This window comes from Bradyrhizobium sp. 35 (assembly GCF_023073215.1).
In the GTDB taxonomy this organism is placed as follows: domain Bacteria; phylum Pseudomonadota; class Alphaproteobacteria; order Rhizobiales; family Xanthobacteraceae; genus Bradyrhizobium; species Bradyrhizobium canariense_D.
Genome location: NZ_JADPJC010000157.1, coordinates 579,463 through 605,184, shown reverse-complemented (window position 1 = coordinate 605,184; position 25,722 = coordinate 579,463). Strand labels below are relative to the sequence as shown.

The following is a 25,722-nucleotide window of genomic DNA, read 5'->3' as shown; positions in this document are numbered from 1 at the left end:
ACGACGGCAATCGAGACCTTGCCACCCCTCCGCCATCGGCTCATATAACCTCGGTCCGCCGCAATGCTGGCCCCGCATATGGCGGGTTCAATTGCCGGCGCTTTCGTGCAAGGATGCCTGCCGAAACGCCCCCCAAGCCCCCAAGAAGAGGTTCACTATGGTCAATCGCATGCAGTTCTACATCGACGGCGCCTGGGTCGATCCCGCCGTCAAGAAGTCCACCGCCGTGGTCAATCCGGCGACGGAAGAGGCGATGTACGAGGTTGCGCTGGGCTCCAAGGCCGACGTTGACAAAGCCGTCGCCGCCGCCAAGCGCGCGTTCGTGACGTTCTCCCAGACCAGCCGTGACGAGCGCGTCGCGCTGCTCACCAAGGTCATCGAGATCTACAAGGGCCGTCTCAAGGAGATCGGCGCCGCCGTCTCCGACGAAATGGGTGCGCCGCTGCCGATGGCGGAGAAGCTGCAGGCCGGCGCCGGTCTTGGCCACCTCATGACCACGCTCGACGTGCTCAAGAACTATCATTTCGAGGAACCGGTCGGCACCGCCATGGTGCTGCGCGAGCCGGTCGGCGTGGTCGGCATGATCACGCCCTGGAACTGGCCGCTCAACCAGATCGCCTGCAAGGTCGCGCCCGCACTCGCCGCTGGCTGCACCATGATCCTGAAGCCATCGGAGTTCACCCCGACCTCGGCGCTGATCTTCGCGGAAATCCTCCATGAAGCCGGCGTGCCGAAGGGCGTGTTCAACCTCGTCAACGGTCTCGGTCCCGAGGTCGGCGCCGCCATGAGCGAGCACCCCGATATCGACATGATCTCCTTCACCGGCTCGACCCGCGCCGGCATCGACGTGGCCAAGCGTGCGGCACCGACCGTGAAGCGCGTCAGCCAGGAGCTCGGCGGCAAGTCGCCGAACGTCATCCTCGAAGGCGCCGACCTCACGAAGGCGGTGACCGGCGGCGTGATGCACATGTTCAACAACTCCGGCCAGTCCTGCAACGCGCCCTCGCGCATGATCGTGCCGGCCTCGAAGATGAAGGAAGTCGCCGCGATCGCGAAGGCCGTCGCCGACAAGACCAAGGCGGGCGATCCGCGCGCCGAAGGCACCACCATCGGTCCCGTGGTCAACCGCGGCCAGTGGGACAAGATCCAGGGCCTGATCAAGAAGGGCATCGACGAGGGCGCAACGCTCGTCTCGGGCGGCCCGGGCCTGCCCGAGGGCGTCAACAAAGGCTTCTATGTCCGTCCGACCATCTTCGCCGACGTCACCCCCGACATGACGATTGCGCGTGAAGAGATCTTCGGACCGGTGTTGACCATCATCGGCGCCAAGGACGAAGCCGAGGCGGTGCACATCGCCAACGACACGCCCTATGGGCTTGCGGGCTACGTCACGGGCGCGTCCGTCGAGGACGCCAAGCGCGTCGGCCGTCAGATCCGCGCCGGCAACGTCAATCTGCAGGGCGTGCCCAACGATCGCTCCGCGCCGTTCGGCGGCTACAAGCAGTCCGGCAACGGCCGCGAGTGGGGCAAGTACGGCCTCGAGGACTTCCTCGAAGTGAAGGCCGTCGCCGGCTTCAACGCGGCGTAGGCGTTAGCGCCTGGGTAAACATGACGCCGGAGCGGGTAACCGCTCCGGCGTTTTTGTTCTATCTTTCGTCATTGCGAGGAGCGAAGCGACGAAGCAATCCAGGCTGCCTCCGCGGAAAGATTCTGGATTGCTTCGCTCCGCTCGCAATGACGAGAGGCGTGACGGAGGAAAAACTATCCCCCGACCGCGCCCTGCGTGTTCACATACAACGCGTAGATCGACTGGCTCGCGGCCATGAACAGGCGGTTGCGCTTGACGCCGCCGAAGCAGAGATTGGCGCAGCGTTCGGGCAGCGCGATGCGGCCGATCATGACGCCGTCGGGCGCGAACACCACCACGCCGTCGAGCTCGGGATCGCCCATGCCCCAGCCGCACCAGAGATTGCCGTCGATGTCGCAGCGCATGCCGTCGGGCGTGCCCGGGCCGGCGTCGATGTGGACGCGCTTGTTCGAGATCGTGGTGCCGTCCGCCGAGACGTCATAGGCGAGGATCTTGCGGTTCGGCACGCCGCGTGATTCCACGACGTAGAGGATTTTCTCGTCCGGCGAGAAGCACAGGCCGTTGGGCCCGAGCACGCCTTCGGCAACGATGGTCGCCTTGCCGGTCGCGGGATCGAACCTGTAGACGTTCGGCTCGATCTCGGGCTCGGCCTTGTAGCCCTCGTAATTGCCGAGCAGGCCGAAGGTGGGATCGGTGAACCAAACCGCACTGTCGGATTTCACCACGACGTCGTTCGGCGAGTTGAGCTTCTTGCCGCCGAACGAGTCCATCAGCACGGTGATGCTGCCGTCATATTCGGTGCGGGTGACGCGTCGCCCGCCATGCTCGCATGTGACGAGCCGGCCCTGCCGATCCCTGGTGTTGCCGTTGGCGAAATTGGAGGGCTTGCGGAACACGCTGACGGCGCCGGTCTCCTCTTCCCATTTGACGATGCGCTGGTTCGGAATGTCGCTGCACAGGAGATAGCGCCCGTCGCCGAACCACACCGGACCCTCGGCCCAGCGCAGGCCGGTCGTCAGCCGCTCCACCGCCGACAGTTTCAGCCAGTATTTTTCGAAGCGGGCGTCCAGTGCTTTTATCGCGGGATCGGGGTAATAGGTCGCGGGCCGCCAGCCTTGAGTGTGGGACGATGCCTCATTCATGTCGGTTCTCTCGTTTCGTTCCCTCTGGACAATCCAGCTATCATTAGAGACACGTGACGGCAAATCGGTCGCCAAAGACGAGGAATGACATGCGCATCTTGATGACGGGAGCTTCGGGTGGAATCGGTACGCGGCTGCGGACATTGCTGCCGCCGATCTATCCCGACCTGCTGCTCAGCGACATCCGCCCGCCGGCCGATCTCGGCCCCAACGAGCAATTCAAGGCGGCGGACCTCTCTGACCTGGCGCAGTGCGAGGCGATCTGCGAGGGCGTCGACGGCATCATCCATTTCGGCGGCTATTCGGTCGAAGGTCCCTGGAACGACATCCTCCAGGCCAACATCATCGGCGGCTACAATCTGTTCGAGGCCGCGTATCGCAAGGGCGTCAAGCGCGTGGTGTTCGCCTCCTCGAACCATGCCGTCGGATTCTATCCGCGCCACCACAAGATCGGCACCGACGTGACCCCGCGCCCCGACGGCCGCTACGGCGTCAGCAAGGTGTTCGGCGAAGCGGTCGGCGCGCTCTATGCCGACAAGCATGGAATGAAGGTGACTTGCCTTCGCATTGGCAATTTCGGCGACGTGCCGCTGGACCTTCGCCGGATCTCGATCTGGCTGAAGCCGGAAGATCTGGTGCAGCTCTGCCAGATCGGGCTCGAGCATCCCGATATTCATTTCGAGATCTTCTACGGCGTGTCCCTGAACGAACGCGCGTGGTGGGACAACCACCGCGCCTACGAGTTCGGTTACCGTCCGACGGGGCGCTCCGAGGATCATGTGGCACATGCGATGGCCGAGCAGGCCAAGCTGAAGCCCGATCCGGTCGGCGATCACTATCAGGGCGGCGCGTTCTGCAGCAACGAGTTCGACGGCGACACAAGTCGCATCATCGATTGGACCAAGCGGTAGGAGCGCATTCGCAAATCCAGGGCGTCGGAATCGACGCGCTAAACAACGCGTTTGCCGGCCTGGGCCGCGATGGGCCTCTGTACAAAGTACATCAGGATCAGGGAAATCACCGCCGTCGTCACGACGACGTATCCCAGCCGGTCGAAATGCCGGAGCGTACCGTCGGCGTCCTGCGCGATGAGTGCGGCGGCGAGCACGGAGCCGAGCCCGCCGGAGAGCTGTTGCAGCGACGCGCCGACCGCGCTGAAGGAGCCGCGTTGCGCCGGCTCGGGGATTGCCGAAATCAACGCCTGCGAAGGAATCATGCGGGAGAAGATGCCGACGAACATCAGGACGTTGACCAGGATCGCGACCGTCAGGCTCACCTCGCCGAGATGGGTGTAGATCAGCACCATCACGATGGACATGGCGCTGCCGAAGACGAAGGTGGGGTATTTGCCGAAGGCAATCGCTCGCGCGTCCCACCAGCGGGCCGATGACAATGCTGAACAGGCCGGAGACGAGATAGATCGTCGGCAGATGCACGATGTCGATGCCGAGATTGTGCACGGTGTAGGCGCTGCCGAACGGCATCAGCATGTAGCCGCCGGTCGCCAGCAGGGTCGTTACCGAAAACGCCATCCAATAACGCGGCTGCGAGACCGTGGCGATCAGATGCCGGAACGGATTTCGATCCTGCTTCAGCCCGAGATGGCCGTTCACCGGCTTCATCAGGAGCATCACTGCGGTCATCCCGATCACCGACAGTCCGACCAGCGCGCCGAACGCGACGTGCCAGTTCCACTGGTTGGCGAGGAAAAGACCGGCCGGGATGCCCAGCACCTGGCTTGCCGCGAAGGCGGTTTGCACGAAACCCATGACGCGGCCGCGCAATTGCAGCGTGAACAAATCGGTGACGATGGCGAGCACGACCGAGCCGATCACGCCGCCGAACAGGCCGGTCACGATCCGCCCCAGCAGCAACAGATGATAGTTGGGCGCGATCGCGCACAGCATCGTGCCAAGGGTGAAGCCGGCGTAGAAGAACAACAGCAGCCGCTTGCGATCAAACCGGTCGGCAAAGCCGGCCGCCAGGATACCGGAAATCCCCGCGCTGAACGCATAGGCCGAGACCGCCACGCCGAACTGAGCGGCCGAAATATCGAGCGCCGGCATCATGATGGCGCCGAGCGGCGACATGATCATGAAATCGATGATGATCGTGAACTGGACCAGCGCCAGCAGCGCAACGAGGATCGCCTGGTAGCGCGAAAAGCCTCGGGATGGCGCTTGCCGCTCGGCGATCGGCTCCGTCAGGGTTTGTTCGGTCATGGCATTTCATTTGGGAGGGAGTGGAGGAGGACGCGCGACGTGGCGCCGGAGCCCGGCCCATATTTATTTCCGGCTCTGCGAAATTTCGATGGCTTGACAAGCAGTTTTAGTGTCCGTCCCAGCGCGGTGCCTCGATTCACACGGGGCGAGCGACGCAAAGGCCTGAGCCTCGCTTTGGCCGTTCCGGCCATTGATCCAGATCAACGTTGCTCTGGCCGTCTGGCTCTCGATTTTGCGAGACCGCAATTCGGCAATCGGTGCCTCGATCACGGCTCAACGGCGGCAGCGCGAGTCAGGACAATGAAAATCGAATTGCCAGCCGCCGTACTGCTCACGCTGTTCATGTCGGGACCGGCGCGAGCCGCGATGCTCGGCGACGCCGAGGCGACGTTTCTCGACCAGCTCGTCACCGCATCCGCGGTGCTCGAACAACGATGTGTCGGCTACGAGGTCAATGGTGCCGGCAGTGTACAGCTCGGCGCCCGACTTCTCGGCAGCACGGATGCCGCGATGGCGATGATCGACGCCTATGCTGCAGCCATCAAGGCCCGCGATGGCGAGAGCTCCGATCCCGGTAAATTCCGCCCCGAAGTGTCCGACGCTGCCGGCAAAACGTTCAGGCGCGTCCGGACCGATCTGATCAGAAACCCGAAGAGAGCCTGCGCCGACTATGGCGATGCCAGCGTGGATCGCGGTCTGCTGAGGCGGTACTGAACCGGGACTTGAGGGATTCAGATCTGCGCAAACGAAAGGGCCGTCTCGAAAGACGGCCCTTGGTTGTTATTCGACGATCTCAACGATCCGGTGGGTTCGCGGTTCGACCAGAACCGTGCGACCGTTCACCACCGTGTAACGATACTCACGGGCGCCGTACTCGGGCGGCACCTCGTAATAGGTCACGCCCTCTTCCGGAAGAACCGCCCCGACTCTCACATCTTCGCGGTACTGATATGAGGGCCGCCGCTGTTCGACGACGTAGGAGTGAAAGCGAGGACGTTGATCGACACCAAGGACTCCCGCCACGCCGCCAACGACGCCGCCGACGACGCCACCCACAACTGCACCGACAGGCCCTGCCGCTCGCTCACCATCCCGCGCACCGCGTTCGACGCCTCCGGGAACGCCCTGGGCCTGGGTCGTTACGGGAAGCAGGACGGCGACGGCAACAGCGGCGGCTCCGACTAAACGGCAAATCATGGCAGCTCCTATGGTGGGGGATTGGTGCAAGACCAAGTACCAAGCCGACCATAGGTTCCCCAGAAGTTGTGGACTGCGGGCGTTATTGCCCGAAATGGGCTCGTGCGGCCTGCAATTGCGGGCAATCCAGCGCGCCCGTATCGCGTGAACTGCACCACCGCGCGAAGCGAACGTCTCCCATCTATGAACGCGGGCCCTGCTGTTCGGCTTGCTCACCCCCAATCCGCGCCAGATAGTCCGACTTGCTGAACTGCATATGATCGACGCACAGCTGGGCCAGCGCCCAGCTGTCACGGCCTTTCAATAGCTCGATCATCAGCTCGTGCTGGCGCCTTGATTGCGCGAGGCCGTCTCGGTCGGCGAGGTTCTTGGCGCGCATCGGCAGCGTCAGGTTCATGTAGTCCTGCAGCGAGCGCACCAGATAGGGATTGCCGCAGGCCGAGAACAGCGCGAGGTGGAAGGCGTCGTTGGCCTCGTGGATACCGCGCAGGTCCTGCAAATCCGCTCTCGCGCAATATTGCCGCTGCAATGCAGAGAGCTCGTCGATCAGGCCTTGTTGTGCGGGCAGGGGGATCATCAGCGCCGCCTGCCGGGTCAGCATCTCCCGGACCTCGTAGATCTGCCGGACCTCTTCGGCCGAATAGAACCGCACGGTGGCGCCGACATTCTTCTCGCGGCGGACGATGCCCCGGCGCTCCGCATCCACCAAGGCCTGCCGCACGAAATGGCGCGAAGTGCCGTAAGCCGACATCAGCGCGTCCTCTGTGAGGCGCGCGCCTGGCGCAAGTCGGCCGAAGATGATGTCCTCTTCGAGCCGCGCGACGATGTCGTCCGGATCGTCGCGCCGGACCATCGTGGCGTCTGCGATGTGAATGTCGGACATGCCCTCGGCCTCCCGGCGCTTGGCCGGTTCGTCCTGTGGAGCAGGGAAGGCCCTGATTGTCAATAATCTGGTCTCCCACCAGCGCGCAACTCGGGTAAATGGCAGGTTTGACGTCTGTCTTATTGACAATCAAGGGGCAGTCTGTAGGACAATGACCCGGTAATGGGAGTGGTATGATGACGAGTGGGTTGCGCAAAGGGCTGACGAGCTATGGCGATGCCGGCTTCTCGCTGTTCCTGCGCAAGGCGTTCATCAAGGCCATGGGCTATTCCGACGACGCGCTGGAGCGTCCGATCGTCGGCATCACCAACACCTATAGCGACTACAATCCCTGCCACGGCAACGTCCCGCAGATCATCGAGGCCGCCAAGCGCGGCGTGATGCTGTCGGGCGCGATGCCGTTCGTGTTCCCGACGATCTCGATCGCGGAGAGTTTTGCGCATCCGACCTCGATGTATCTGCGCAATCTGATGGCGATGGACACCGAGGAGATGATCCGCGCGCAGCCGATGGATTCGGTGATCGTCATCGGCGGCTGCGACAAGACTCTTCCTGCGCAGGTGATGGCGGCGATCAGCGCCGACCTGCCGACGGTGGTCATCCCCGTTGGCCCCATGGTGGTTGGTCATCACAAGGGCGAGGTGCTGGGCGCCTGCACCGATTGCCGTCGCCTCTGGGGCAAGTATCGCGCCGGCGAAATGGATGATGTCGAGATCGAGGCGGTGAACGGCCGCCTTGCGCCGTCGGTCGGCACCTGCATGGTGATGGGCACCGCCTCCACCATGGCCTGCATGATCGAGGCCATGGGCCTGTCGCTGCCGATGAGCGCGACGATTCCCGCCCCGCATGCGGAGCGCTTTCGCCTTGCCGAGGCGAGCGGCAGGGTGGCCGCCGAGATGGCCAAGACCAAAGGTCCGAAGCCGAGCGAGGTGCTGACGCCGGCATCTTTTAAGAATGCCCAGGTCGTGCTCCAGGCGATCGGCGGCTCGACCAACGGCCTGATCCATTTGACCGCGATGGCACATCGTTCGCCACACCGGCTCGACCTCGGGGTGTTCGACCAGATCGGCCGCGAGGTGCCGGTGCTGGTCGATCTCAAGCCGTCCGGCGAGCATTACATGGAGCATTTCCATCACGCCGGCGGCGTGCCGAAACTGCTGGCGCAACTCGGCGATCTCGTCGATCTCGATGCCAAGACGATCACCGGCCAGACGCTGCGCGATATCGCGGCGAACGCGGAAGACGTGCCCGGCCAGGACGCGATCCGTCCGCGGGACAATCCGATCAAGAAGGAAGGTGGCCTCGCCGTGCTGCACGGTAATCTCGCGCCGCGCGGCGCGGTTATCAAGCAATCCGCCGCGAGCCCAAAGCTGCTGCAACACACGGGCCGTGCGGTGGTGTTCGAATCGGTCGAGGATATGACGCTGCGGGTGGACGATCCCGATCTCGACGTCACGGCCGATGACGTGCTGGTGCTGCGCAACGCCGGTCCTAAGGGCGCGCCCGGCATGCCGGAGGCGGGCTATCTGCCGATCCCGAAGAAGCTCGCGCGCGCTGGGACCAAGGACATGGTGCGCATTTCGGATGCGCGCATGAGCGGCACCGCATTCGGCACCATCGTGCTGCACATCACTCCGGAATCCGCCGTCGGCGGCCCGCTGGCGCTGGTGAAGAACGGCGACATGATCCGACTCGACGTCGCCAAGCGCAGCATCGAGCTTCTGGTGGATGCTACCGAGCTGGAACGGCGGCGTACGGCATTGAAGCCCGCGGCTGCGCCGGATGAGGCGCGGCGCGGCTATGCGTGGCTGTTCAACGAGACCATCATGCAGGCCGACGAGGGCTGCGATTTCGATTTCATGCAGAGGACTGGGAAGAAGACTGAGCAGAAAACTAAGAGAGGGTGACCAACCACCCGGAAGCGTAGCCCAGACCGCTAAAGCGGCGGGCGTTAAAACAGGGGGAAACGATGATCGCACGATCCATGCCAAGATTCTTACATCGGCTGGCGGCAACGGCCGCAATCCTGTTCGTCACGGGCGCATCTGCGCAGGAGGTGAAGCATTATCGCTTCGCCTACGACCAGCCGCGCAATACCGGCTACTCTATCGCGGGCGACCTCTTTGCCGAAAAGCTCAAGGAATTGAGCAAAGGCACCATGATCATCGATCAATATCCGGGCGCGCAGCTCGGGCAGGAGCCGCAGGTGCTCCAGCTCGTGAAGGCGGGCGACGTCGAGTTCTCGATCATCTCCTCGGCGAACACCGCGACGATCTCGCCGCAAGCGGGCGTGATGTCGTTGCACTTCCTGTTCCGCGACGAGAACCACGTGGTCAAGGGTCTGGCCGATCCAAAAGTGTTCGAGGCGCTCAAGACCATGATCGACGAGACCACGCAGGGCCTGCATGTGATCGCGACGGGGTCGCAGGGCGTGCGCCACATGTACTCCAAGAAGGAGATCCACAATGTCGGCGACATCAAGGGCCTGAAGATCCGGGTGCAGGCGACTGCGACCGAGGACACCATGTTCCCGGCCTACGGCGCCCAGACCGTGCACATGCCGTTCGGCAGCGTCTACACGAGCCTGCAGACCGGCGTCGTCGACGTCGCCGAGAACAGCATCAATGTCTACCTCGTCAACAAGCACTACGAGGTCGCCCCGGTCCTGAACATCACCGAGCACGAGGCCAACAACGCGTTGGTGTTCATCTCCGACAAGCTCTGGCAGAGCCTGTCGGCGGAGCAGAAGCAATGGGTGCAGGCGGCGGGGAACGAGGTCAGCTCCAAGGAGCCGCAGAAGGCCTTCGACCTCGAACGCACCGCGGCAGAGAAGCTGAAGAAGATGGGCGTGAAGATCGTCGACAACGTCGACAAGAAGACCTTCACGGCGATCGCCGATCCCTATCTCGACAAGCTCGCCAAGGAGCTCGGCCCGCACGCCGAGAAGATCAAGGATTTGATCCGCTCGATCAACTAGGCCGCGTACCGTTGCCTCCGCGTCGTCCCGGCGAAAGCCGGGACCCATACGCCGCGGCGGAGCTTGGGGCAGGATAGCCGCCAGCTTGCTTTGACCACACGCAGCTGGGGATATGGGTCGCGGCTTTCGCCGGGACGACGGGGATAGTGATGACAATCGCCGACAAACTGCTGGTGCAACGCCAACGGCACCTCAAATGGCGCGGGCTGGACTGGCTCGAGCTCGCCTTGATGATCCTCTGCGGCGTGCTCTGCTTCGGCTTCTCGCTGTCGGTGACCGCCGACATCGTCACCCGTACCATCGGCCATCCCTGGCTCTGGCTCCAGGAAGTGACCTCGACGCTGTTCATCTATGCGATTTTCGTCGGCACCGCGGCCGCGACCCGGCGCAACGACCACCTCTATCTCACCGCGATCTCCGAGGCGATGCACGGCACGCCGCGTCTGATCGTCGAAGTCATCATCCGGATCGTGGTGCTCGGCGTCGCCTTCGGCCTGATCTTGTACGGATATCAGAACTATCTTCGCGGCTTCGGCAGTTTTCGCCTGCCGTCGGGCACGCCGATCGCCTCGCTCTACGCGATCATCCCGCTGTCGGGCGTGCTGGTCGGCCTGTTCACCATCGAGCAGCTCGTCAACGGTCTGCGCAACGGCTTTGACCACCCCGAGCCGCCCGAAGAGGATGACGGGGCGCCTGTTATCACCGACGCGCAGATGAGGGCGCAGCCGTGAGCGCACCCCTTGTTCTGGCGTTGATGACGGTCTGCTTCCTGTCGTTCGGCTATCTCGGCGTGCCCGTGCCGTTCTCGCTGATGGCCGGTGTCTTCATCGGCGCGCTGCTGTCGGACGTCTCGCTCGCCGCAATCATCCAGAAAATCTTCGACGGCGTCGATTCCGAGGCGCTGCTGGCGATCCCGTTCTTCCTGCTGGTCGGCGAGCTCATGAGCTCGGCCAATGTGGTGGTTCGAATAGCCAACCTCTCGGTGTCCCTCGTTGGCCACATCAGAGGCGGCCTGTCGCAGGTCGTGGTCGTCTTCAGCATGTTCTTCTCGGAAATGTCGGGCTCGACCACGGCCGACGTCGCTGTGATGAGCCGCGCTCTGGGCGGCCCGATGAAGCGCGAGGGTTACGAGCCCGCCTTCATCGCCGCGATCATCGCATCCGCATCGACCATCGCGGCGCTGGTGCCGCCGAGCATCACCGCGGTGGTCTATGGCGCCGTCGGCAATGTCTCGATCGCCGGCCTGTTCATGGCAGGCGTCGTGCCGGGCCTGATGATCGGCTTCGGGTTGATGATCTATTGCTATTTCTTCGGCCCGTCCGGCCTGCGCAAGCCGCGCGCGCCGCTGCGGCAGGTGGTGTTCGCGGCCGGCGATGCGGCGCTGCCGCTGATGATTCCGGTGATCCTGTTGGGGGGCATCCTGACCGGCTGGTTCACGCCGACGGAAGCCGGTGTCGTCGCCGTGGTCTGGATTGTCGTCGTCGTGATCCCAGCGCTCAACCGCGGGCATATCAGGAAGATTCCGTACGATTTCTGTCTCGCCGGCCTGATCTTCTCGCTGCCGCTGATCACGATCGGCGCCGCCAATGCGTTCGGCTGGATGCTCGCCTATTTGCGCGGTGCAAGCTACATCGCCGAAGTCATCACCTCGCTCGCCGGCAACGACCCGCATCTGATCATGCTGCTGATGGTGCTGCTGTTCACGGTCGTCGGCGATTTCATCGAGCCGGTGCCGACCATCATCATTTTCATGCCGCTGGTCAACACACTGACGGAAGCCGGCGACATCAACGCCGTGCATATGGGCGTGGTGCTGATCGCCACGCTCGCCTTCGGCCTGATCACGCCGCCTTACGGCTTGGTGCTGCTGATGGCCTCGAAATTCGTCGGCGTCAGTTTCGCAAAGGCGCTACGCGCCGCTTTGCCGATCTATCTGGTGTTCCTCGGGACGATCGCGTTTGCGATCTATTTCCCGAGTGTGGTGCTGTGGCTGCCGCAGAAAGTGCTGCCGGAATCGGTCGGATGCTTCAAGTCGCCGGCGGGCACGGGCTATATCTGTCCCAAGTAAGCCTGCTCGAGTGAACGCTACTTGCTCTTGCTGGTGAATTTCTTCACGGCGGTTCGAAACTCCGCAGTGTTCATCGCCATGATGATCTTGTGCTCCTCGGCGTCGAGCTGCTGCTTCACCGGGGTCGTGGCGGCCTGGTAGACCAGCGACTTGGTGCCGGCAATCGCGGCGAGCGGGTTCTGCGCCAGCCGCTCGGCGAGGGTTCGCGTTGCCGCCTTCAACTCGGCGGCGGGAACGAGCTTCGCAACCAGACCCCATTCATGGGCCTGCTGCGCGGTAAAATTATCCTCGGCCAGGAAAATCTGCAGCGCGCGGCGGGAGCCGACCGTGTTGACGATGCCGACCGTAGATCCGCCATCCGGCGAGACGCCGATCTTGGCATAGGCCGGCGTGAATTTGGCATCCTCCGCGGCGATGCAGAGATCGGTGACGAAGGCGAGGCCCATGCCGGCGCCGGCCGCCGAGCCGTGCACGCTGGACAGCGAGACCTTCGGCATGCGCCGGAGGATCTCGATGAAGGCGTGATAGTGCTTCAACAGCTCGCCGACGACCGGCGTCACCGTGCCCGCTTCGGCGGCGGCGCCGATCGTCTGCAGATCGCCGCCAGCCGAGAAGGCGCGGCCTTCGCCTTCGAGGACCACGACCCTGATGTCGTCGGCGCCCTCAATGTAAGCCGCGAGCTGTTCGAGCTGTTGTGCAATCGCCAGATTGATCGAGTTGAACGCGGCGGGCCGGTTGAGCGTGATGGTCGCGATCGGCCCGTCGATCCGCAGCAAGGCGGGATCGTCGGGCTGGGAGACGGGAGCTGGCATCTTGAAATCCCCGGCATGAGGTCGTTCGTGCGACTAAATCGCAGAAGGCGAGGGGTGACAATCCCCGGCAGGCGCCCTTGCGCAAGCCGGAACGATAGGTTCAAATGGACCTGCCTTCGTCAGGGACGGACACGAGCGCCGGCTCCTCCTGGGCAAGCAAGCCAAAATCAGCGCGAGAGGAGACGACATGGGTGACGCTCGTGTCTTGCGGAAATGGGCTGTCCAATGACGGACGGTCCGGTGGTCATTATCGGTGCCGGCCATGGCGGCTACCAGGTGGCGGCATCGCTGCGTCAGGCGGGATTTTCCGCTGCTATCTGCCTGATCAACGACGAGGCGCATCTGCCCTATCAGCGGCCGCCTTTGTCCAAGGCTTACATCAAGGGGACCGCCGGGCCGGAGAGCCTGATGTTCCGGCCGGGGAAATTCTACCAGGACCAGAGCATCGAGCTGGTCGCGGGCCGCGCCGTGTCGATCGACCGCGCGGGGCGCAAGGTGCTGCTCGCCTCGGGCAGGCCGCTGCCCTACGGCCACCTCGTGCTGGCGACCGGCGCCCGCAACCGGCTGCTCGATCTGCCCAATGCGAACCTTCCCGACGTGAAATATCTGCGCATCCTCGACGACAGCGAGGCGCTGCGGCAGATCATGCCGTCAAAGACGCGGGTCGTGGTGATCGGCGCCGGCTTCATCGGCCTCGAATTCGCGGCCACCGCGCGCATCAAGGGGCTAGAGGTCGACGTGCTCGAACTCGCCCCGCGCGTGATGGCGCGCGCGGTGACGGCTGAGGTGTCGGAGTATTTTCAGGCGCGGCATCGCGAGGCCGGCATCCGCATCCACCTCGGCGTGCAAGCAACCGCGATCGGGGCGGAGGACGGCAAGGTCACCGGCGTCTCCTTGAGCGACGGAAGGCATTTGCCGGCGGATCTTGTCGTGGTCGGCGTCGGCGTGCTGCCGAACATCGAGCTTGCGGCGGAGGCGGGGCTGCCGGTCGCGGCCGGGATCATCGTCGACGAATATCTCTCGACGGCCGATCCTGAAATCTCGGCGATCGGCGATTGCGCGCTGTTCAACAGCCCGCGCTTCGGCGGATCGCAGCGGCTGGAATCGGTGCAGAATGCCACCGATCACGCGCGCTGCCTCGCGGCGCGGCTGACTGGCGACCGCAAGGCCTATGACAGCCATCCCTGGTTCTGGAGCGACCAGGGCGAGGACAAGCTCCAGATCGCGGGCCTCACCACCGGCTACGACCGCGTCGTCCTGCGCGGCGATCCCACCAGGAAGGCATTCTCGGCGTTCTGCTACAAGGGCGACAATCTGCTCGGCATCGAATCGATCAACCGTGCCGGCGACCACATGTTCGGCCGCCGCCTGTTCGGCCTGGATCGCTCGATCACGCCGGAGCAGGCCGCCGACGAAAGTTTCGACCTGAAGGGCGCGCTGGCGTGATCAGTTCGCATTGAGGACGGCGGCGACTTCCGCGGCCGTCGGCATCGACGGCCCCGCGCCCATGCGCTGCACGGAGATCGAGGCGGCCGCATTGGCGAAGGCGAGTGCTGCGCGCAAGTCGACGCCGTCGGCGAGTTGCGCCGCGAGTGCTCCCACAAAACAATCGCCTGCGCCCGTGGTGTCGACCGCCTTCACCACGCGGCCTTGCACCGAAATCTCCTCGCGTCCCGCGAGCGCCAGCACGCCGCGCTTGCCGAGGGTCACGCAGATGGTCTGGTCCTCGCGCGCCTGAAGTTTTCGTGCGACGTCGAGGATCCGCGCGGCCTCGTCACTGTCGGACAACTCCACGCCGGCGAGGAGGCCGAGCTCGGTCTCGTTCAGCACGAGGATGTCGATCAGCGCGAGCAATTCGCTCGACATGGTTTGTGCCGGAGCCGGATTGAGCAGCGTCGTGGCGCCAATGTCGCGAGCCCGCCGGAAGAACGCGGCGATCGTCGGCAGCGGGATCTCGAATTGGCTGACCGCGACGTCGCCCTTGGCCAGCGGGACGGCCGCGACGTCATCGACGCCGACAAGCGCATTGCTGCCGGGAATGACGACGATGGTGTTGTCGGCCTCCGCCACCGTGATGATGGCCGTGCCTGTGTGCGCCTCGGCCGTCTCTCGGATCGCGCCGAGATCGATGCCTTGCGCGCCGAGGAACGTCCTCAGCTCACCGCCGAACGAATCCTTGCCCAGCCGGCCGATCAGCGTGGTCCGCGCGCCAAGCCGCGACGCCGCCACCGCCTGGTTGGCGCCCTTGCCGCCCGGAAAATACAGCACCTGCTTGCCGGCGACGGTCTCGCCGACCCTGGGATGGCGATCGGCTGTCGCCACCACATCCATGTTGATGCTGCCGGCGACGAAGACGCGCCCCATGAGAGACCCCTGCGAGCGCTAGACCCTGACCTCGAACTCGTGCCTGACCTTGGCGATGTCGACAAGAGTCGGCAGGCCAGCTTCGTTGCCAAGACGCTGGATCTTGAAGGTCGAGGCTGCCCGGGCAAAATCGAAATGCTCGCGCCAGCTTTTGCCGGGATGGGCGAGATAGGAATAGACATAGGCGCCATGGAAGACGTCGCCGGCGCCGTTGGTGTCGATCACGCGCTCGCGCGGAATCGGCATCGCCGGCATCACCTGCACCGTTCCGGTCTCGTCGAACCAGAGCAGGCCCTTCTCGCCCATGGTGATGCCGCCGATCTTGCAGCCGCGGCTCTTGAGATAGTCCAGCATCTTTTCCGGCGTCAGATCCATCTGCTCGCACAGGCGCTCGGCGACGATCGCGACGTCGATGAATTCCAATAGCTCATGCGTGTTGGTGCGCAGGCCGCCACCGTCGAGCGAGGTCAAGATGCCGGCCTCGCGGCAGACTTTTGCGTAGTGGATCGCGGCATCGGGCTGATGGCCGTCGACATGCAGCGCGCGGCAGCCGCCGAGATTGAGCATCGGGAAGGGATGGATGTGGTCGTCGTCGCGGCAGCGGACGATGGCGCGCTTGCCGTCCTTGGGCATGATGAAGGACAGCGAGGACTGATTGACCTTCCGCCCATGGAGCGAAATCGCATATTTCGTGCACATGTCCATGAACATGCGGCCGAGCCAGTCATTGGCCGCGGTGGCGATCAGATCGGGCACGATGCCGAGCTTGGCGCAGCAGAACGCCGCGGTCACCGCATTGCCGCCGAAGGAAACCGCGTAGTCGGAGGCCACGTGCTTCTCGTCGCCCGTCGGCATGTGGTCGGTGATGAAGACGACGTCGATATAGGTCTGTCCGATGAAGAGAGCCTGCATTGCTTGTCCGTGATGCGCTTTGTGGTCCCGGCCGGCGTGCTTACTGTAACACCGGTTCCGTCGCGGGACCGCTGAAATTATTCGCAAAACCGCCGCTGGGAGTGCTTGAGGTCGGCATGCGGCCGGAATACGACCATCACCGGGCAATGCCAAGCCCGGACAAACGCCCTCTCTCGGTCCACGGTTCCGGGCCGCTCAACAGGGGGAAGCATGATCACCGGCCTCGATCACGTCGTCGCACTGGTCAGGGATATCGGTGCGGCCAAGGCGGCCTATCAGACGCTGCTCGGGCGCGCGCCGGCCTGGCAGAACTCGGGCGAGGGCGCCGACCGGGTGTTGTTCACTCTTGCGAACATGACGATCGAATTGATGGCGCCGAACGGCTTCAGCGTGGCCGCCGACCGCATGCGCGCGCTGCTCGACGACCAGGAAGGCGTGCTCGCCAGCCTGTGCTTTCGTGTCGCGGACATGAGAAAAATGCACCGGCGGCTGGAGCGGGTGGCGCTCAAGCCGGATCCGGTCGCCGAGGTCGAAAGCAGCGATGCGGAGAGCGGTGCGGTTCTGCACTGGAAGCGGACGCGCGCCGCCACGGAGCTCACGCGCGGCGTGCGCATGTTCTTCCTCGAACTGGCTGATGAGCGTCCGCTTTCGCCGGCGACCGATATCGCGCCGATCGATGCGCTCGACCACGTCGTGATCATGACCGAAGACTCCGATCGCGCCGCCGCGCTCTATGGCGCGCGGCTCGGGCTCGATCTGGCGCTTGACCGCTCGCACCAGGATTGGGGCCAGCTGATGTTCTTCCGCTGCGGCGATCTCGTCGTCGAGGTGGTGCGCCGCCCCGTTGCGGGCGGCGATTCCCTGCATGACCGCCTCTGGGGCCTGAGCTGGCGGGTGGCCGATATCGACGCCACGCGCGCCCGCCTGATTGCCGCCGGCCTCGACGTGAGCGACGTGCGCAACGGCCGCAAGCCGGGCACGCGGGTGATGACGGTGCGGACCGGCACCTGCGGCACCCAGACGGTCCTGCTGGAGCGCTCGTCGAAGCCGGTGGATTGAGGTTCAGTCCTCCCCTCGTCATTGCGAGGAGCTCTTGCGACGAAGCAACCCAGACTGCCTCCGTGGTGGCAGTCTGGATTGGGTCGCTACGCTCGCAATGACGAAACTATGCGGCGGGCCGAGCGCGTGTTACACGGCATCCTGATAGCACCCAGCGAGCAACCGGTTTGGCGAAAGCAGCGGCAAAGCGAACTCTGAAATGGCAGCGCGATCCCGAGGGGATGCGGCTGCGCATTCTCGAAGCCGCCAAGCAGGAATTCTCGGCGCACGGGCTTGCCGGTGCGCGCGTCGACCGCATCGCGGCCAACGCCGGCGCCAACAAACGGATGCTGTATTATCACGTCGGCAACAAGGACGAGCTCTATCTCGCGGTGCTCGAAGGCGCCTATGACAAGATCCGCAGCGAGGAGCGCGGGCTCGATCTCGAACATCTCGATCCGCCCGAGGCCATCCGCCGCCTGATTGAGTTCACCTGGAATTATTTCCTGCGCAATCCCGAATTCCTGTCGCTGCTCCAGACCGAGAATCTCGCGCGCGCAAAGCATCTCAAGAAATCGACCAAGGTGAAGTCGATGCACTCGCCCTTCGTCGAGATGATCGGCACCGTGGTGCGGCGCGGTGTGTCCGGCGGCGACTTCAAGGTCGCGGTCGATCCTGTCCAGCTCTATATCTCGATCGCGGGACTCTGCTTCTTCTATCTGTCGAACTCGGCGACGCTTAGCGTGATCTTCGGTCGCGATTTGCTGGCCAAGGACGCCAAGGACGAGCGGCTGGACCACATGGTCGGCCTCGTGCTGGCAGCGCTGACGGGGCAGTCGGCCGCACTGCTAGCTATGACGAAGGCGCCGAAGTCGCGCGCCGCGGTGGCGCAGACGGTTTAGCGGTGTAACTCGCTACAGCTCGATGGATTATCGGCGCTTCTCCGAACTCAGCCGTCATCGTCCGGCTTGACCGGACGATCCAGTACTCCGAGACGGTTTTGGTTGAGCCGACGGGTCGCGGCGTACTGGATTCCCCGCCTCGCGGGGAATGACACCGAAGACGTGGCGCTGCCGACGCGTCCCTCAAGCCACCCGGAACCCGCCCAAAACGTCGCAGGAAAACCGCTGGACAGTATTTACCCAACGGGTTAATTTCTCGCCCAACGAACAAGACTGCCGGGAGTGAGACGTGGCTGAGCTGAAGCCGCAGAGTGCGGTGTCCAAGATGCTGAATGCGGCCTGGATTCGGCCGTTTTTGTTCCTGGTGTTCATCGTCGTGGCCTGGGATCTCGCCATCCGGCTGTTCAAGATTCCCGCCTACCAGATCCCGTCGCCGGGCGATGTCATTGCGGTGCTGCGCACCGATTGGCCGGAACTGTTGCGCCAGTCCTGGCCGACGACTTATGCCACCGTCTGCGGTTTCGCGCTCTCGGCGTTGTTTGGCATCCCCATCGCGATGCTGATCGCGGGCTCCAAGACGGTGGAGAGCTACGTCTATCCGCTGCTGGTGTTCTCGCAATCCGTGCCGAAGATCGCGATCGCGCCGCTGTTCGTAGTCTGGTTTGGCTTCGGCATCATTCCGAAAGTGATTTCGGCTTTCCTGCTCGGCTTCTTTCCGGTGGTGGTCTCCGCCGTGCAGGGCTTCAAATCGGTCGATCCAGATATGGTCGATCTCGCCCGCGCCATGCAGGGCAGCCGCTTCCAGGTGTTTTGCGCGGTGAACCTGCCGCATGCGCTGCCCGCGATCTTCTCCGGCCTCAAAGTGTCAGTGACGCTCGCCGTGGTCGGCGCCGTCGTCGGCGAGTTCGTCGGCTCCAATTCCGGCATCGGCTATGTGATGCAGCGCTCGATCGGCACCTTCGACCTGCCCACGATGTTCGCAGCGCTCGTGATCCTCGCGCTGCTCGGCGTCATCCTGTTCTGGATCGTGGACCGGATCGAGAAGCTGGTCATTCCCTGGCATGTCAGCCAGCGCGAGGACGTGATTTTCGCCTCTTAACAGCAACCAAAGCAACGAACGGCCGCCAAAGGCCGGCGCAACAACGATAAGGGAGAGTGACGATGAAGCGGTGGATAGGAGCTGTCTCGGCGGCGCTGATGGTGTTCGCAGCCATGCCGGCGCAAGCGGCCGACAAGGTCGTGCTGATGCTCAACTGGTACGTCTATGGCGAGCACGCGCCGTTTTATTACGGCAAGGCCAAGGGCATCTACGCCGCCGAAGGCATCGACCTCGAGATCCAGGAAGGCCGCGGCTCGGCTGCGACCACGCAGGCGGTGGCCGCCAAGACCGCCGATTTCGGCTATGTCGACGTGCCCACCATGATGCGCGCCGCGATCAAGGGCGCCCCGGTGGTCGCGACCGGCGTGCTGCTCCAGACCAGCCCGATGTCCGCGATGGGTTTCGTCGACAAGAACATCAGGAAGCCCGAGGACATCAAGGGCAAGACGGTGGCGATCACGCCGGCCGATTCCATGACGCAGATCTGGCCGCTGTTCCTGAAGAAGACCGGCCTGAAGGAAAGCGACTTCCAGACGGTGGCGGGCGATGGCCAGACCAAGCTCAACGCGGTCATCAACGGCCAGGCTGACCTCTTGCTCGGCTACGTCATGGACCAGTCGATGAAGATCAAGGACGCCACTGGCAAGGACGTCTATCCGATCAAGTTCGCCGACTACGGCATCAACATGGTCTCCTCGGGGATCATCGCCAACACTGACTATGTGAAAGCCAATGCCGACCTCGTCCGCCGCTTCATGTCGGCGACGACGAAAGCGGTCGAAGCCGCCGAGAAGGAGCCGAAGGCCGCGGCACAGTCGATCCTCGATGCCAACCCCAAGGGCGGCAAGATCGACACGCTGACGCAGGGTTTTGAGCTAACCATTCCGCTCTACCGGACTGCTGAGACCAAGAGCAAGCGGCCGTTCCAGGTCACCGACCAGAACATGACCGACAGCGTCAATCTGATGGTCGAATATGGCGGGCTCGATGCCAAGGCCAAGGAGAACCCGAAGGCGTTCTATACCAACGACTATCTGCCGAAGAGCGGTTCGTGAAACCCGCGACAGCCCTGAGTGAAACCCTGCAACCGGCCGCGCATCTGAGACTGGTGAGCGACCGGGCTGCGGGCGATGCGTCGGGCATCAAACTGTCCGGCGTGTCGAAGACCTATAGGACGCGCGACGGCGATGTGCCGTCGTTGCGGCCGCTCGACTTTCACATCAACGACGGCGAGTTCTTCGTCGTGGTCGGCCCATCCGGCTGCGGCAAGTCCACGCTGCTCAAGCTGATCTCGGGACTGCTGCCGCCGACGACGGGCGAGATCCTGGTCGAGGGTGAGACGGTGACGACGCCGCACGGCAATGTCGGCATCGTGTTCCAGAACGCGCTGCTGCTGCCATGGCGCAACATCCTGTCCAACGTGATGCTGCCGATCGACATGAAGCGGCTGCCGCGGCAGACATATCTCGACCGCGCCAAGGCGCTGTTGAAGCTGGTCGGGCTCGAAGGCTTCGAGAAGAAGCTGCCGTGGCAGCTCTCCGGGGGCATGCAGCAGCGCGCCTCGATCTGCCGCGCGCTGGTGCATGATCCCAGGATCATGCTGATGGACGAGCCGTTCGGCGCCCTCGACGCGTTGACGCGCGAGCGCATGAATGTCGAGCTGATGCGGATCCAGCGCGAGACCAGAAAGACGGTGCTGCTGATCACGCATTCGATCCCCGAGGCCGTGTTCCTCGCCGATCGCGTGCTGGTCATGACCGAGCGGCCCGGCGCGGTCGCCGCGATCTACGACGTCCCGCTGCCGCGCCCGCGCTCGCTCGACGTGATGGCCGACCCTGTGTTCACCGAACTCGTACAGCGCATACGCAAGCATTTCTTCTCGCAAGGTTCGCTGGACTAAAGCCATGGCGCCGCGTCTGAAGCTGCGAGATATCGCGTTCTTCGAACGTCCCGTGCAGTTCGCGCGGCCGTTCCGCTTTGGCGCGATCACGATCAACGCGACGCCGCAGCTGTTCGTGCGGGTCGAGATCGAGGTGGAGGGCCGGGGAAGCGCGGTCGGTGCCAGCGCCGAGCTGCTGGTGCCGAAATGGTTCGACAAGCGGCCGGAACTGTCGCCGGCGCAGACTGTCGATGATTTGCGCCGCGCGCTGGAGATCGCGCGGGGGCTTTATCTCGCGCGAACCGGGTTTTTGACGGCATTCGATCTGCATGCCTCGTGCATCGGTGCCCAGGTCGCGACATGTGCGAAAAAGAACATTCCGGCGCTTGCGGCGGCTTACGGCCCCGCCGAAATCGACAAAGCGATCCTCGATGCGCTGCTCCGCGCTGCCGAGACCAATTTTTTCGACGGCATGGCCGGCAACATCGCCGGCATCGACGCGCGGCTTTCGCCCGACCTGAAGGAGACGGATCTCACGACGTTTCTATCCGGCCGGAAGCCGCTGCCGCGTGTTGCCATCAGGCATACCGTCGGCCTCGACGACACCGTTGAAGGCGAGGGCGGGGTGGCCGATGCCCGCGAGAACTCCGGGGCAAGATACTTCAAGCTGAAGCTATCGGGGGACCCCGTCGCCGATGCAGCGCGGCTGGCGCGCATCGGCAAGGAGCTCGATGCGCTGGACCGTGACTACAACCTGACGCTCGATGCCAACGAGCAATATGCCGATCTCGCAGCCTTGCATGAACTCATCGGCCGGCTCGACCATTATACTGCGCTGCGATCGATTTCATCCAGGCTGCTCTATATCGAGCAGCCAATGCCGCGCGATGTTACGAGGCTGTCGCCGCTCGGCTCTCTCGCTGCGCGCGGTTTCATCATCGACGAAGCCGACGATTCCTACGATACGTTTCCTGCGGCACGGGCGCTTGGCTATCACGGCATCTCGTCGAAATCGTGCAAAGGGCTTTACAAGTCCATCGTCAACGCGACGCGCGCGGCGAAATGGAGCGTGGCCGGCGAAAGATTCTTCGTGACCGGCGAGGACCTGACCTGCCAGGCGGGCGTCGCCGTGCAGCAGGACCTTGCGCTCGGTGCCTTCATCGGCATCACCCATGCCGAACGTAACGGCCACCATTACGTCGATGGCTTCGGTGATACGCCCGCCGCGGAGGCCCAGGTTTGCGCCGTCGCGCATCCCGATCTCTACGCGGATGCCGGGCAGGGCATCCGCCTCTCTATTCACAACGGCGATCTCCTCACGGGATCGCTCAATGCAACGGGATTTGCGACGTCGGTCCATCCGGACTGGTCGGCGCTACGCCCGCTCGAACAGCCCAAATCACTGCAGGAGCAATCGGCATGACCACCCAACGCCTCGGCCTCATCATGAACGGCGTTACCGGCCGCATGGGCCTCAACCAACATCTGATCCGCTCGATCGTCGCGATCCGGGAGCAGGGCGGCGTGCGCTTGAAGAACGGCGACCGCGTGATGCCCGATCCGATCCTGGTCGGCCGCAGCGCCGAGAAGGTCGAGGGGCTCGCCAAGCGCTACAACATCCCGCGCTGGACCACCGACCTCGATGCGGCCCTCGCCGACAAGAACGACACCATGTTTTTCGATGCCGCGACCACGCAGGCACGGCCGGGCCTTTTGACCCAGGCCATCAATGCCGGCAAGCATGTCTATTGCGAGAAGCCGATTGCGACGAATTTCGAGGCGGCGCTCGAGGTCGTCAAGCTCGCCAATTCCAAGGGCATCAAGCACGGCACGGTGCAGGACAAGCTGTTCCTGCCCGGCCTGAAGAAGATTGCTTTCCTGCGCGACTCCGGCTTCTTCGGCCGCATCCTCTCGGTGCGCGGCGAGTTCGGCTATTGGGTGTTCGAAGGCGGCTGGCAGGAGGCGCAGCGGCCGTCATGGAATTACCGCGACGAGGATGGCGGCGGCATCATCCTCGACATGGTTTGCCACTGGCGCTACGTGCTCGACAATCTCTTTGGCGAGGTCGAGAGCGTGAGCTGCATCGGCAACACCGACATCCCCGAGCGTTTCGACGAGCAGGGCAAGAAGTACAAGGCGACCGCCGACGACTCCGCCTATGCCACGTTCCAGCTCAAGGGCGGCGCCATCGCCCACATCAACATGTCCTGGGTGACGCGCGTCTATCGCGACGATCTCGTCACCTTCCAGGTCGACGGCACGCTCGGCTCGGCCGTCGCCGGCCTTTCCGACTGCATGATCCAGACACGGCAGGCGACGCCCCGACCGGTGTGGAATCCCGACGAGAAGCGGCTGCACGATTTCTACGGCGACTGGCAGAAGCTGCCTGACAACGTCACCTACGACAACGGCTTCAAGGAGCAGTGGGAGATGTTCATCCGCCACGTCTATGAGGATGCGCCCTACAAGTTCACGCTGCTCGAGGGCGTCAAGGGCGTGCAGCTCGCCGAATGCGCGCTGAAGAGCTGGAAGGAGCGGCGCTGGATCGATGTCGCGCCGATCAAGGTCTGAGGAGGGACACATGAATAAGCCCGTCCAGCCGATGTCGTCCCTGTCGCTCAAGCTGCCGAAGGCCGATCGCTCGATCGAGACCTACAGGCTCGCGGCCTCGCGAACGTTTCCGGCAAAGCTCGAGGGGCCGCTGAGCCGCATCGCGTTCTCGGCCGTCCATACCGTGACCGATCCCTTTGCCGACAACGACCCGTGGCTCTCCGCCGCTGTCGACTGGGACAAGACTATCGCCTTCCGCGAGCACGTCTGGGACCTCGGGCTTGGCGTTGCGGAAGCCATGGACACCGCGCAACGCGGCATGGGGCTGGACTGGCCGACCTCGCTGGAGCTGATCACGCGCTCGGTGTCTGCCGCCAAGCGTCGCAACGCGCTGGTGTTTTCCGGAGCGGGCACCGACCATCTCGCGGTGGAGGACGCCAGAAATATGGACGACGTGATCCGCGCCTATGAGGAGCAGACATCGGCGGTCGAGAAGGTCGGCGGCCGCATCATCTTGATGGCGTCGCGCGCGCTGGCGAAGCTTGGCCGTAATGCCGACGATTACGCAAAGGTCTATGATCGCGTGCTGTCGCAGGTTCGCGAGCCCGTGATCATCCACTGGCTCGGCGACATGTTCGATCCGGCGCTGACGGGATATTGGGGCACCAACGATCTCGACAAGGCGATGGATATTGCGGTCGCCATCATCAACGGCAACGCCGCCAAGGTCGACGGTGTCAAGGTATCGCTGCTCGACAAGCAGCGTGAGATCGACATGCGCCGTCGTCTCGACAAGCGCATCAAGATGTATACGGGCGACGATTTCAATTATGCGGAGCTGATCGCCGGCGACGTCGAAGGCTTTTCGCACGCGCTGCTCGGCATTTTTGACGCGATCGCGCCGGCGGCGTCCTACGCCTTGTCGCGCCTGGCAGCGGGTGACGAAGCCGGCTTCCACGACGTGCTGGGGCCGACGGTGCCGCTGTCGCGGCACATCTTCAAGGCGCCGACGCGGTTCTACAAGACCGGCGTGGTTTTCATGGCCTATCTCAACGGCCACCAGGACCACTTCACCATGGTCGGCGGGCAGGAGAGCACGCGCTCGACGCTGCATCTGGCCGAACTGTTCCGGCTGGCCGACAAGGCCGGACTGCTCGCCGATCCGGAGCTGGCGACGCGGCGGATGCAGGCGGTGCTCTCAACGCACGGAATCGAATCCTGATGCGTGATTTCTCGTCCGACCATCGTTGGCTGTCGCTCAACACGGCGACAATCCGGAAACAGGGTGATCTCGTCGAGATCATCGACGCCTGTGCCAGGCACGGTATCCGCGCCATCGACCCCTGGCGCGACCAGGTCGCAACCGTCGGTCTCGATCGTGCCGCGCGTGCGGTGCGCGATGCCGGTCTCGACCTATCGGGCTATTGCCGTGGCGGCATGTTCACCTCCGACGCAGCGCGCCGCGGCGAGGTGCAAGACGACAACCGGCGCTGCGTCGATGAAGCCAAGGCACTGGGCGCCCCCTGCGTCGTGCTCGTCGTCGGCGGCCTGCCGCAATATTCGCGGCCGGGCAGCGAGGCGTCGAAGGACATCGCCGGCGCGCGGACGCAGGTCGAGGAGGCGCTCGCCGAAATGCTCGACTATGCCAAACAGGCCAAGCTGCCGCTGGCGATCGAGCCGCTGCATCCGGCTTATGCGGCCGACCGCGCCTGCGTCAACACGACGAAGCAGGCGCTCGACATCTGCGACCGGCTCGACCCTGATCGCAGCGGCATGCTCGGCGTCGCGCTCGACGTCTATCACATTTGGTGGGATCCGGAGCTGATGGGGCAGATCGCCCGCGCCGGCCAAGATCGCCTGCTCGCCTTCCATGTCTGCGACTGGCTGGTGCCGACCAGGGACATTCTCAACGACCGCGGCATGATGGGCGACGGCGTGATCGACATCAAATCGGTGCGCGAAGCGGTCGAAGCGCAGGGCTTTGCCGGCTATTCGGAGATCGAAATCTTCTCCAACGACTGGTGGGGTAAACCGTTGGACGAGGTGCTGCAAACCTGCATCGCGCGGCACAAGACGGTGGTTTAGGCCT

23 protein-coding genes and 1 pseudogene are annotated in these 25,722 nt (G+C 64.0%); 17 read left to right on the top strand and 7 right to left on the bottom strand.

What is annotated here, in order from left to right; translation table 11 throughout:
• Positions 1–157: 157 nt before the first annotated feature.
• Positions 158–1,588 (top strand): aldehyde dehydrogenase family protein, encoded by a 1,431-nt coding sequence (locus tag IVB36_RS35100; protein ID WP_018457078.1) that lies wholly within the window; start codon positions 158–160, stop codon positions 1,586–1,588.
• A gap of 173 nt (positions 1,589–1,761) precedes the next feature.
• Here the strand turns inward: IVB36_RS35100 and IVB36_RS35095 are convergent, their stop codons facing one another.
• Positions 1,762–2,730, bottom strand: a complete 969-nt coding sequence (locus IVB36_RS35095) for an SMP-30/gluconolactonase/LRE family protein (protein ID WP_247394466.1) — start codon at positions 2,728–2,730, stop codon at positions 1,762–1,764.
• Between the two features lie 89 nt (positions 2,731–2,819).
• Between IVB36_RS35095 and IVB36_RS35090 the strand changes: the two genes are divergently transcribed.
• Positions 2,820–3,641 (top strand): NAD(P)-dependent oxidoreductase, encoded by an 822-nt coding sequence (locus IVB36_RS35090; RefSeq protein WP_247394463.1) that lies wholly within the window; start codon positions 2,820–2,822, stop codon positions 3,639–3,641.
• A 38-nt stretch (positions 3,642–3,679) separates the two neighbouring features.
• On the opposite strand, the pseudogene IVB36_RS40610 reads toward IVB36_RS35090, so the two are convergent.
• Positions 3,680–4,952: pseudogene (locus IVB36_RS40610) on the bottom strand (MFS transporter).
• Between the two features lie 300 nt (positions 4,953–5,252).
• Here IVB36_RS40610 and IVB36_RS40605 point away from each other — a divergent pair.
• A complete protein-coding gene (locus IVB36_RS40605) occupies positions 5,253–5,666 on the top strand; it encodes a hypothetical protein (protein WP_018457074.1) in 414 nt (137 codons plus the stop codon).
• Positions 5,667–5,732: 66 nt separating this feature from the next.
• On the opposite strand, the gene IVB36_RS35075 is transcribed toward IVB36_RS40605, so the two are convergent.
• Together IVB36_RS35075 and IVB36_RS35070 are read right to left on the bottom strand one after the other, a co-directional pair.
• Positions 5,733–6,149, bottom strand: a complete 417-nt coding sequence (locus IVB36_RS35075) for a DUF1236 domain-containing protein (protein WP_026233295.1) — start codon at positions 6,147–6,149, stop codon at positions 5,733–5,735.
• A 181-nt stretch (positions 6,150–6,330) separates the two neighbouring features.
• The gene (locus IVB36_RS35070; protein WP_085352224.1) at positions 6,331–7,032 is read right to left on the bottom strand and encodes a GntR family transcriptional regulator; all 702 of its coding nucleotides are present in this window, start codon (positions 7,030–7,032) and stop codon (positions 6,331–6,333) included.
• A 176-nt stretch (positions 7,033–7,208) separates the two neighbouring features.
• Between IVB36_RS35070 and IVB36_RS35065 the strand changes: the two genes are divergently transcribed.
• The 4 genes from IVB36_RS35065 to IVB36_RS35050 all read left to right on the top strand — a co-directional run bounded on the left by IVB36_RS35065 (position 7,209) and on the right by IVB36_RS35050 (position 12,077).
• A complete protein-coding gene (locus IVB36_RS35065) occupies positions 7,209–8,939 on the top strand; it encodes an IlvD/Edd family dehydratase (protein WP_247394460.1) in 1,731 nt (576 codons plus the stop codon).
• A 62-nt stretch (positions 8,940–9,001) separates the two neighbouring features.
• Entirely contained in the window at positions 9,002–10,009 is a 1,008-nt protein-coding gene (locus IVB36_RS35060; RefSeq protein ID WP_247394458.1) for a TRAP transporter substrate-binding protein, read from the top strand.
• Between the two features lie 149 nt (positions 10,010–10,158).
• Positions 10,159–10,740, top strand: coding sequence for a TRAP transporter small permease (locus IVB36_RS35055; protein WP_085362278.1), 582 nt, complete (start codon positions 10,159–10,161; stop codon positions 10,738–10,740).
• Positions 10,737–12,077, top strand: coding sequence for a TRAP transporter large permease (locus tag IVB36_RS35050; protein WP_026233292.1), 1,341 nt, complete (start codon positions 10,737–10,739; stop codon positions 12,075–12,077). The genes IVB36_RS35055 and IVB36_RS35050 overlap by 4 nt, the downstream gene beginning before the upstream one ends.
• 17 nt (positions 12,078–12,094) lie before the next feature.
• Here IVB36_RS35050 and IVB36_RS35045 read toward each other — a convergent pair whose 3' ends face one another.
• Entirely contained in the window at positions 12,095–12,889 is a 795-nt protein-coding gene (locus IVB36_RS35045) for an enoyl-CoA hydratase/isomerase family protein (protein ID WP_018457067.1), read from the bottom strand.
• 225 nt (positions 12,890–13,114) lie between these two features.
• Between IVB36_RS35045 and IVB36_RS35040 the strand changes: the two genes are divergently transcribed.
• On the top strand, positions 13,115–14,335 hold the full coding sequence (locus IVB36_RS35040; RefSeq protein ID WP_247394455.1) for an FAD-dependent oxidoreductase: 1,221 nt from the start codon (positions 13,115–13,117) through the stop codon (positions 14,333–14,335).
• Here the strand turns inward: IVB36_RS35040 and IVB36_RS35035 are convergent, their stop codons facing one another.
• Complete coding sequence (locus IVB36_RS35035) at positions 14,336–15,253, bottom strand: ribokinase (protein WP_018457065.1); 918 nt, start codon at positions 15,251–15,253, stop codon at positions 14,336–14,338.
• An 18-nt stretch (positions 15,254–15,271) separates the two neighbouring features.
• The gene (locus tag IVB36_RS35030; RefSeq protein WP_247394661.1) at positions 15,272–16,165 is read right to left on the bottom strand and encodes a sugar kinase; all 894 of its coding nucleotides are present in this window, start codon (positions 16,163–16,165) and stop codon (positions 15,272–15,274) included.
• A 210-nt stretch (positions 16,166–16,375) separates the two neighbouring features.
• Between IVB36_RS35030 and IVB36_RS35025 the strand changes: the two genes are divergently transcribed.
• From IVB36_RS35025 to IVB36_RS34985, 9 genes are all read left to right on the top strand, one after another.
• Positions 16,376–17,224, top strand: a complete 849-nt coding sequence (locus tag IVB36_RS35025; RefSeq protein ID WP_247394449.1) for a VOC family protein — start codon at positions 16,376–16,378, stop codon at positions 17,222–17,224.
• A gap of 221 nt (positions 17,225–17,445) precedes the next feature.
• Positions 17,446–18,105, top strand: a complete 660-nt coding sequence (locus IVB36_RS35020; RefSeq protein ID WP_018457063.1) for a TetR/AcrR family transcriptional regulator — start codon at positions 17,446–17,448, stop codon at positions 18,103–18,105.
• Positions 18,106–18,394: 289 nt separating this feature from the next.
• The gene (locus tag IVB36_RS35015) at positions 18,395–19,204 is read left to right on the top strand and encodes an ABC transporter permease (RefSeq protein WP_007593901.1); all 810 of its coding nucleotides are present in this window, start codon (positions 18,395–18,397) and stop codon (positions 19,202–19,204) included.
• A 62-nt stretch (positions 19,205–19,266) separates the two neighbouring features.
• On the top strand, positions 19,267–20,259 hold the full coding sequence (locus IVB36_RS35010) for an ABC transporter substrate-binding protein (protein WP_204510597.1): 993 nt from the start codon (positions 19,267–19,269) through the stop codon (positions 20,257–20,259).
• On the top strand, positions 20,256–21,104 hold the full coding sequence (locus tag IVB36_RS35005) for an ABC transporter ATP-binding protein (protein ID WP_247394446.1): 849 nt from the start codon (positions 20,256–20,258) through the stop codon (positions 21,102–21,104). The genes IVB36_RS35010 and IVB36_RS35005 overlap by 4 nt, the downstream gene beginning before the upstream one ends.
• A 4-nt stretch (positions 21,105–21,108) precedes the next feature.
• Positions 21,109–22,506, top strand: a complete 1,398-nt coding sequence (locus IVB36_RS35000; RefSeq protein WP_247394659.1) for a hypothetical protein — start codon at positions 21,109–21,111, stop codon at positions 22,504–22,506.
• Positions 22,503–23,654, top strand: coding sequence for a Gfo/Idh/MocA family oxidoreductase (locus IVB36_RS34995; protein ID WP_247394657.1), 1,152 nt, complete (start codon positions 22,503–22,505; stop codon positions 23,652–23,654). The genes IVB36_RS35000 and IVB36_RS34995 overlap by 4 nt, the downstream gene beginning before the upstream one ends.
• Before the next feature lie 10 nt (positions 23,655–23,664).
• Entirely contained in the window at positions 23,665–24,855 is a 1,191-nt protein-coding gene (locus IVB36_RS34990) for a dihydrodipicolinate synthase family protein (protein ID WP_247394429.1), read from the top strand.
• The gene (locus IVB36_RS34985) at positions 24,855–25,718 is read left to right on the top strand and encodes a sugar phosphate isomerase/epimerase family protein (RefSeq protein ID WP_247394655.1); all 864 of its coding nucleotides are present in this window, start codon (positions 24,855–24,857) and stop codon (positions 25,716–25,718) included. Before IVB36_RS34990 ends, IVB36_RS34985 begins: the two co-directional genes overlap by 1 nt.
• Positions 25,719–25,722: the final 4 nt, after the last annotated feature.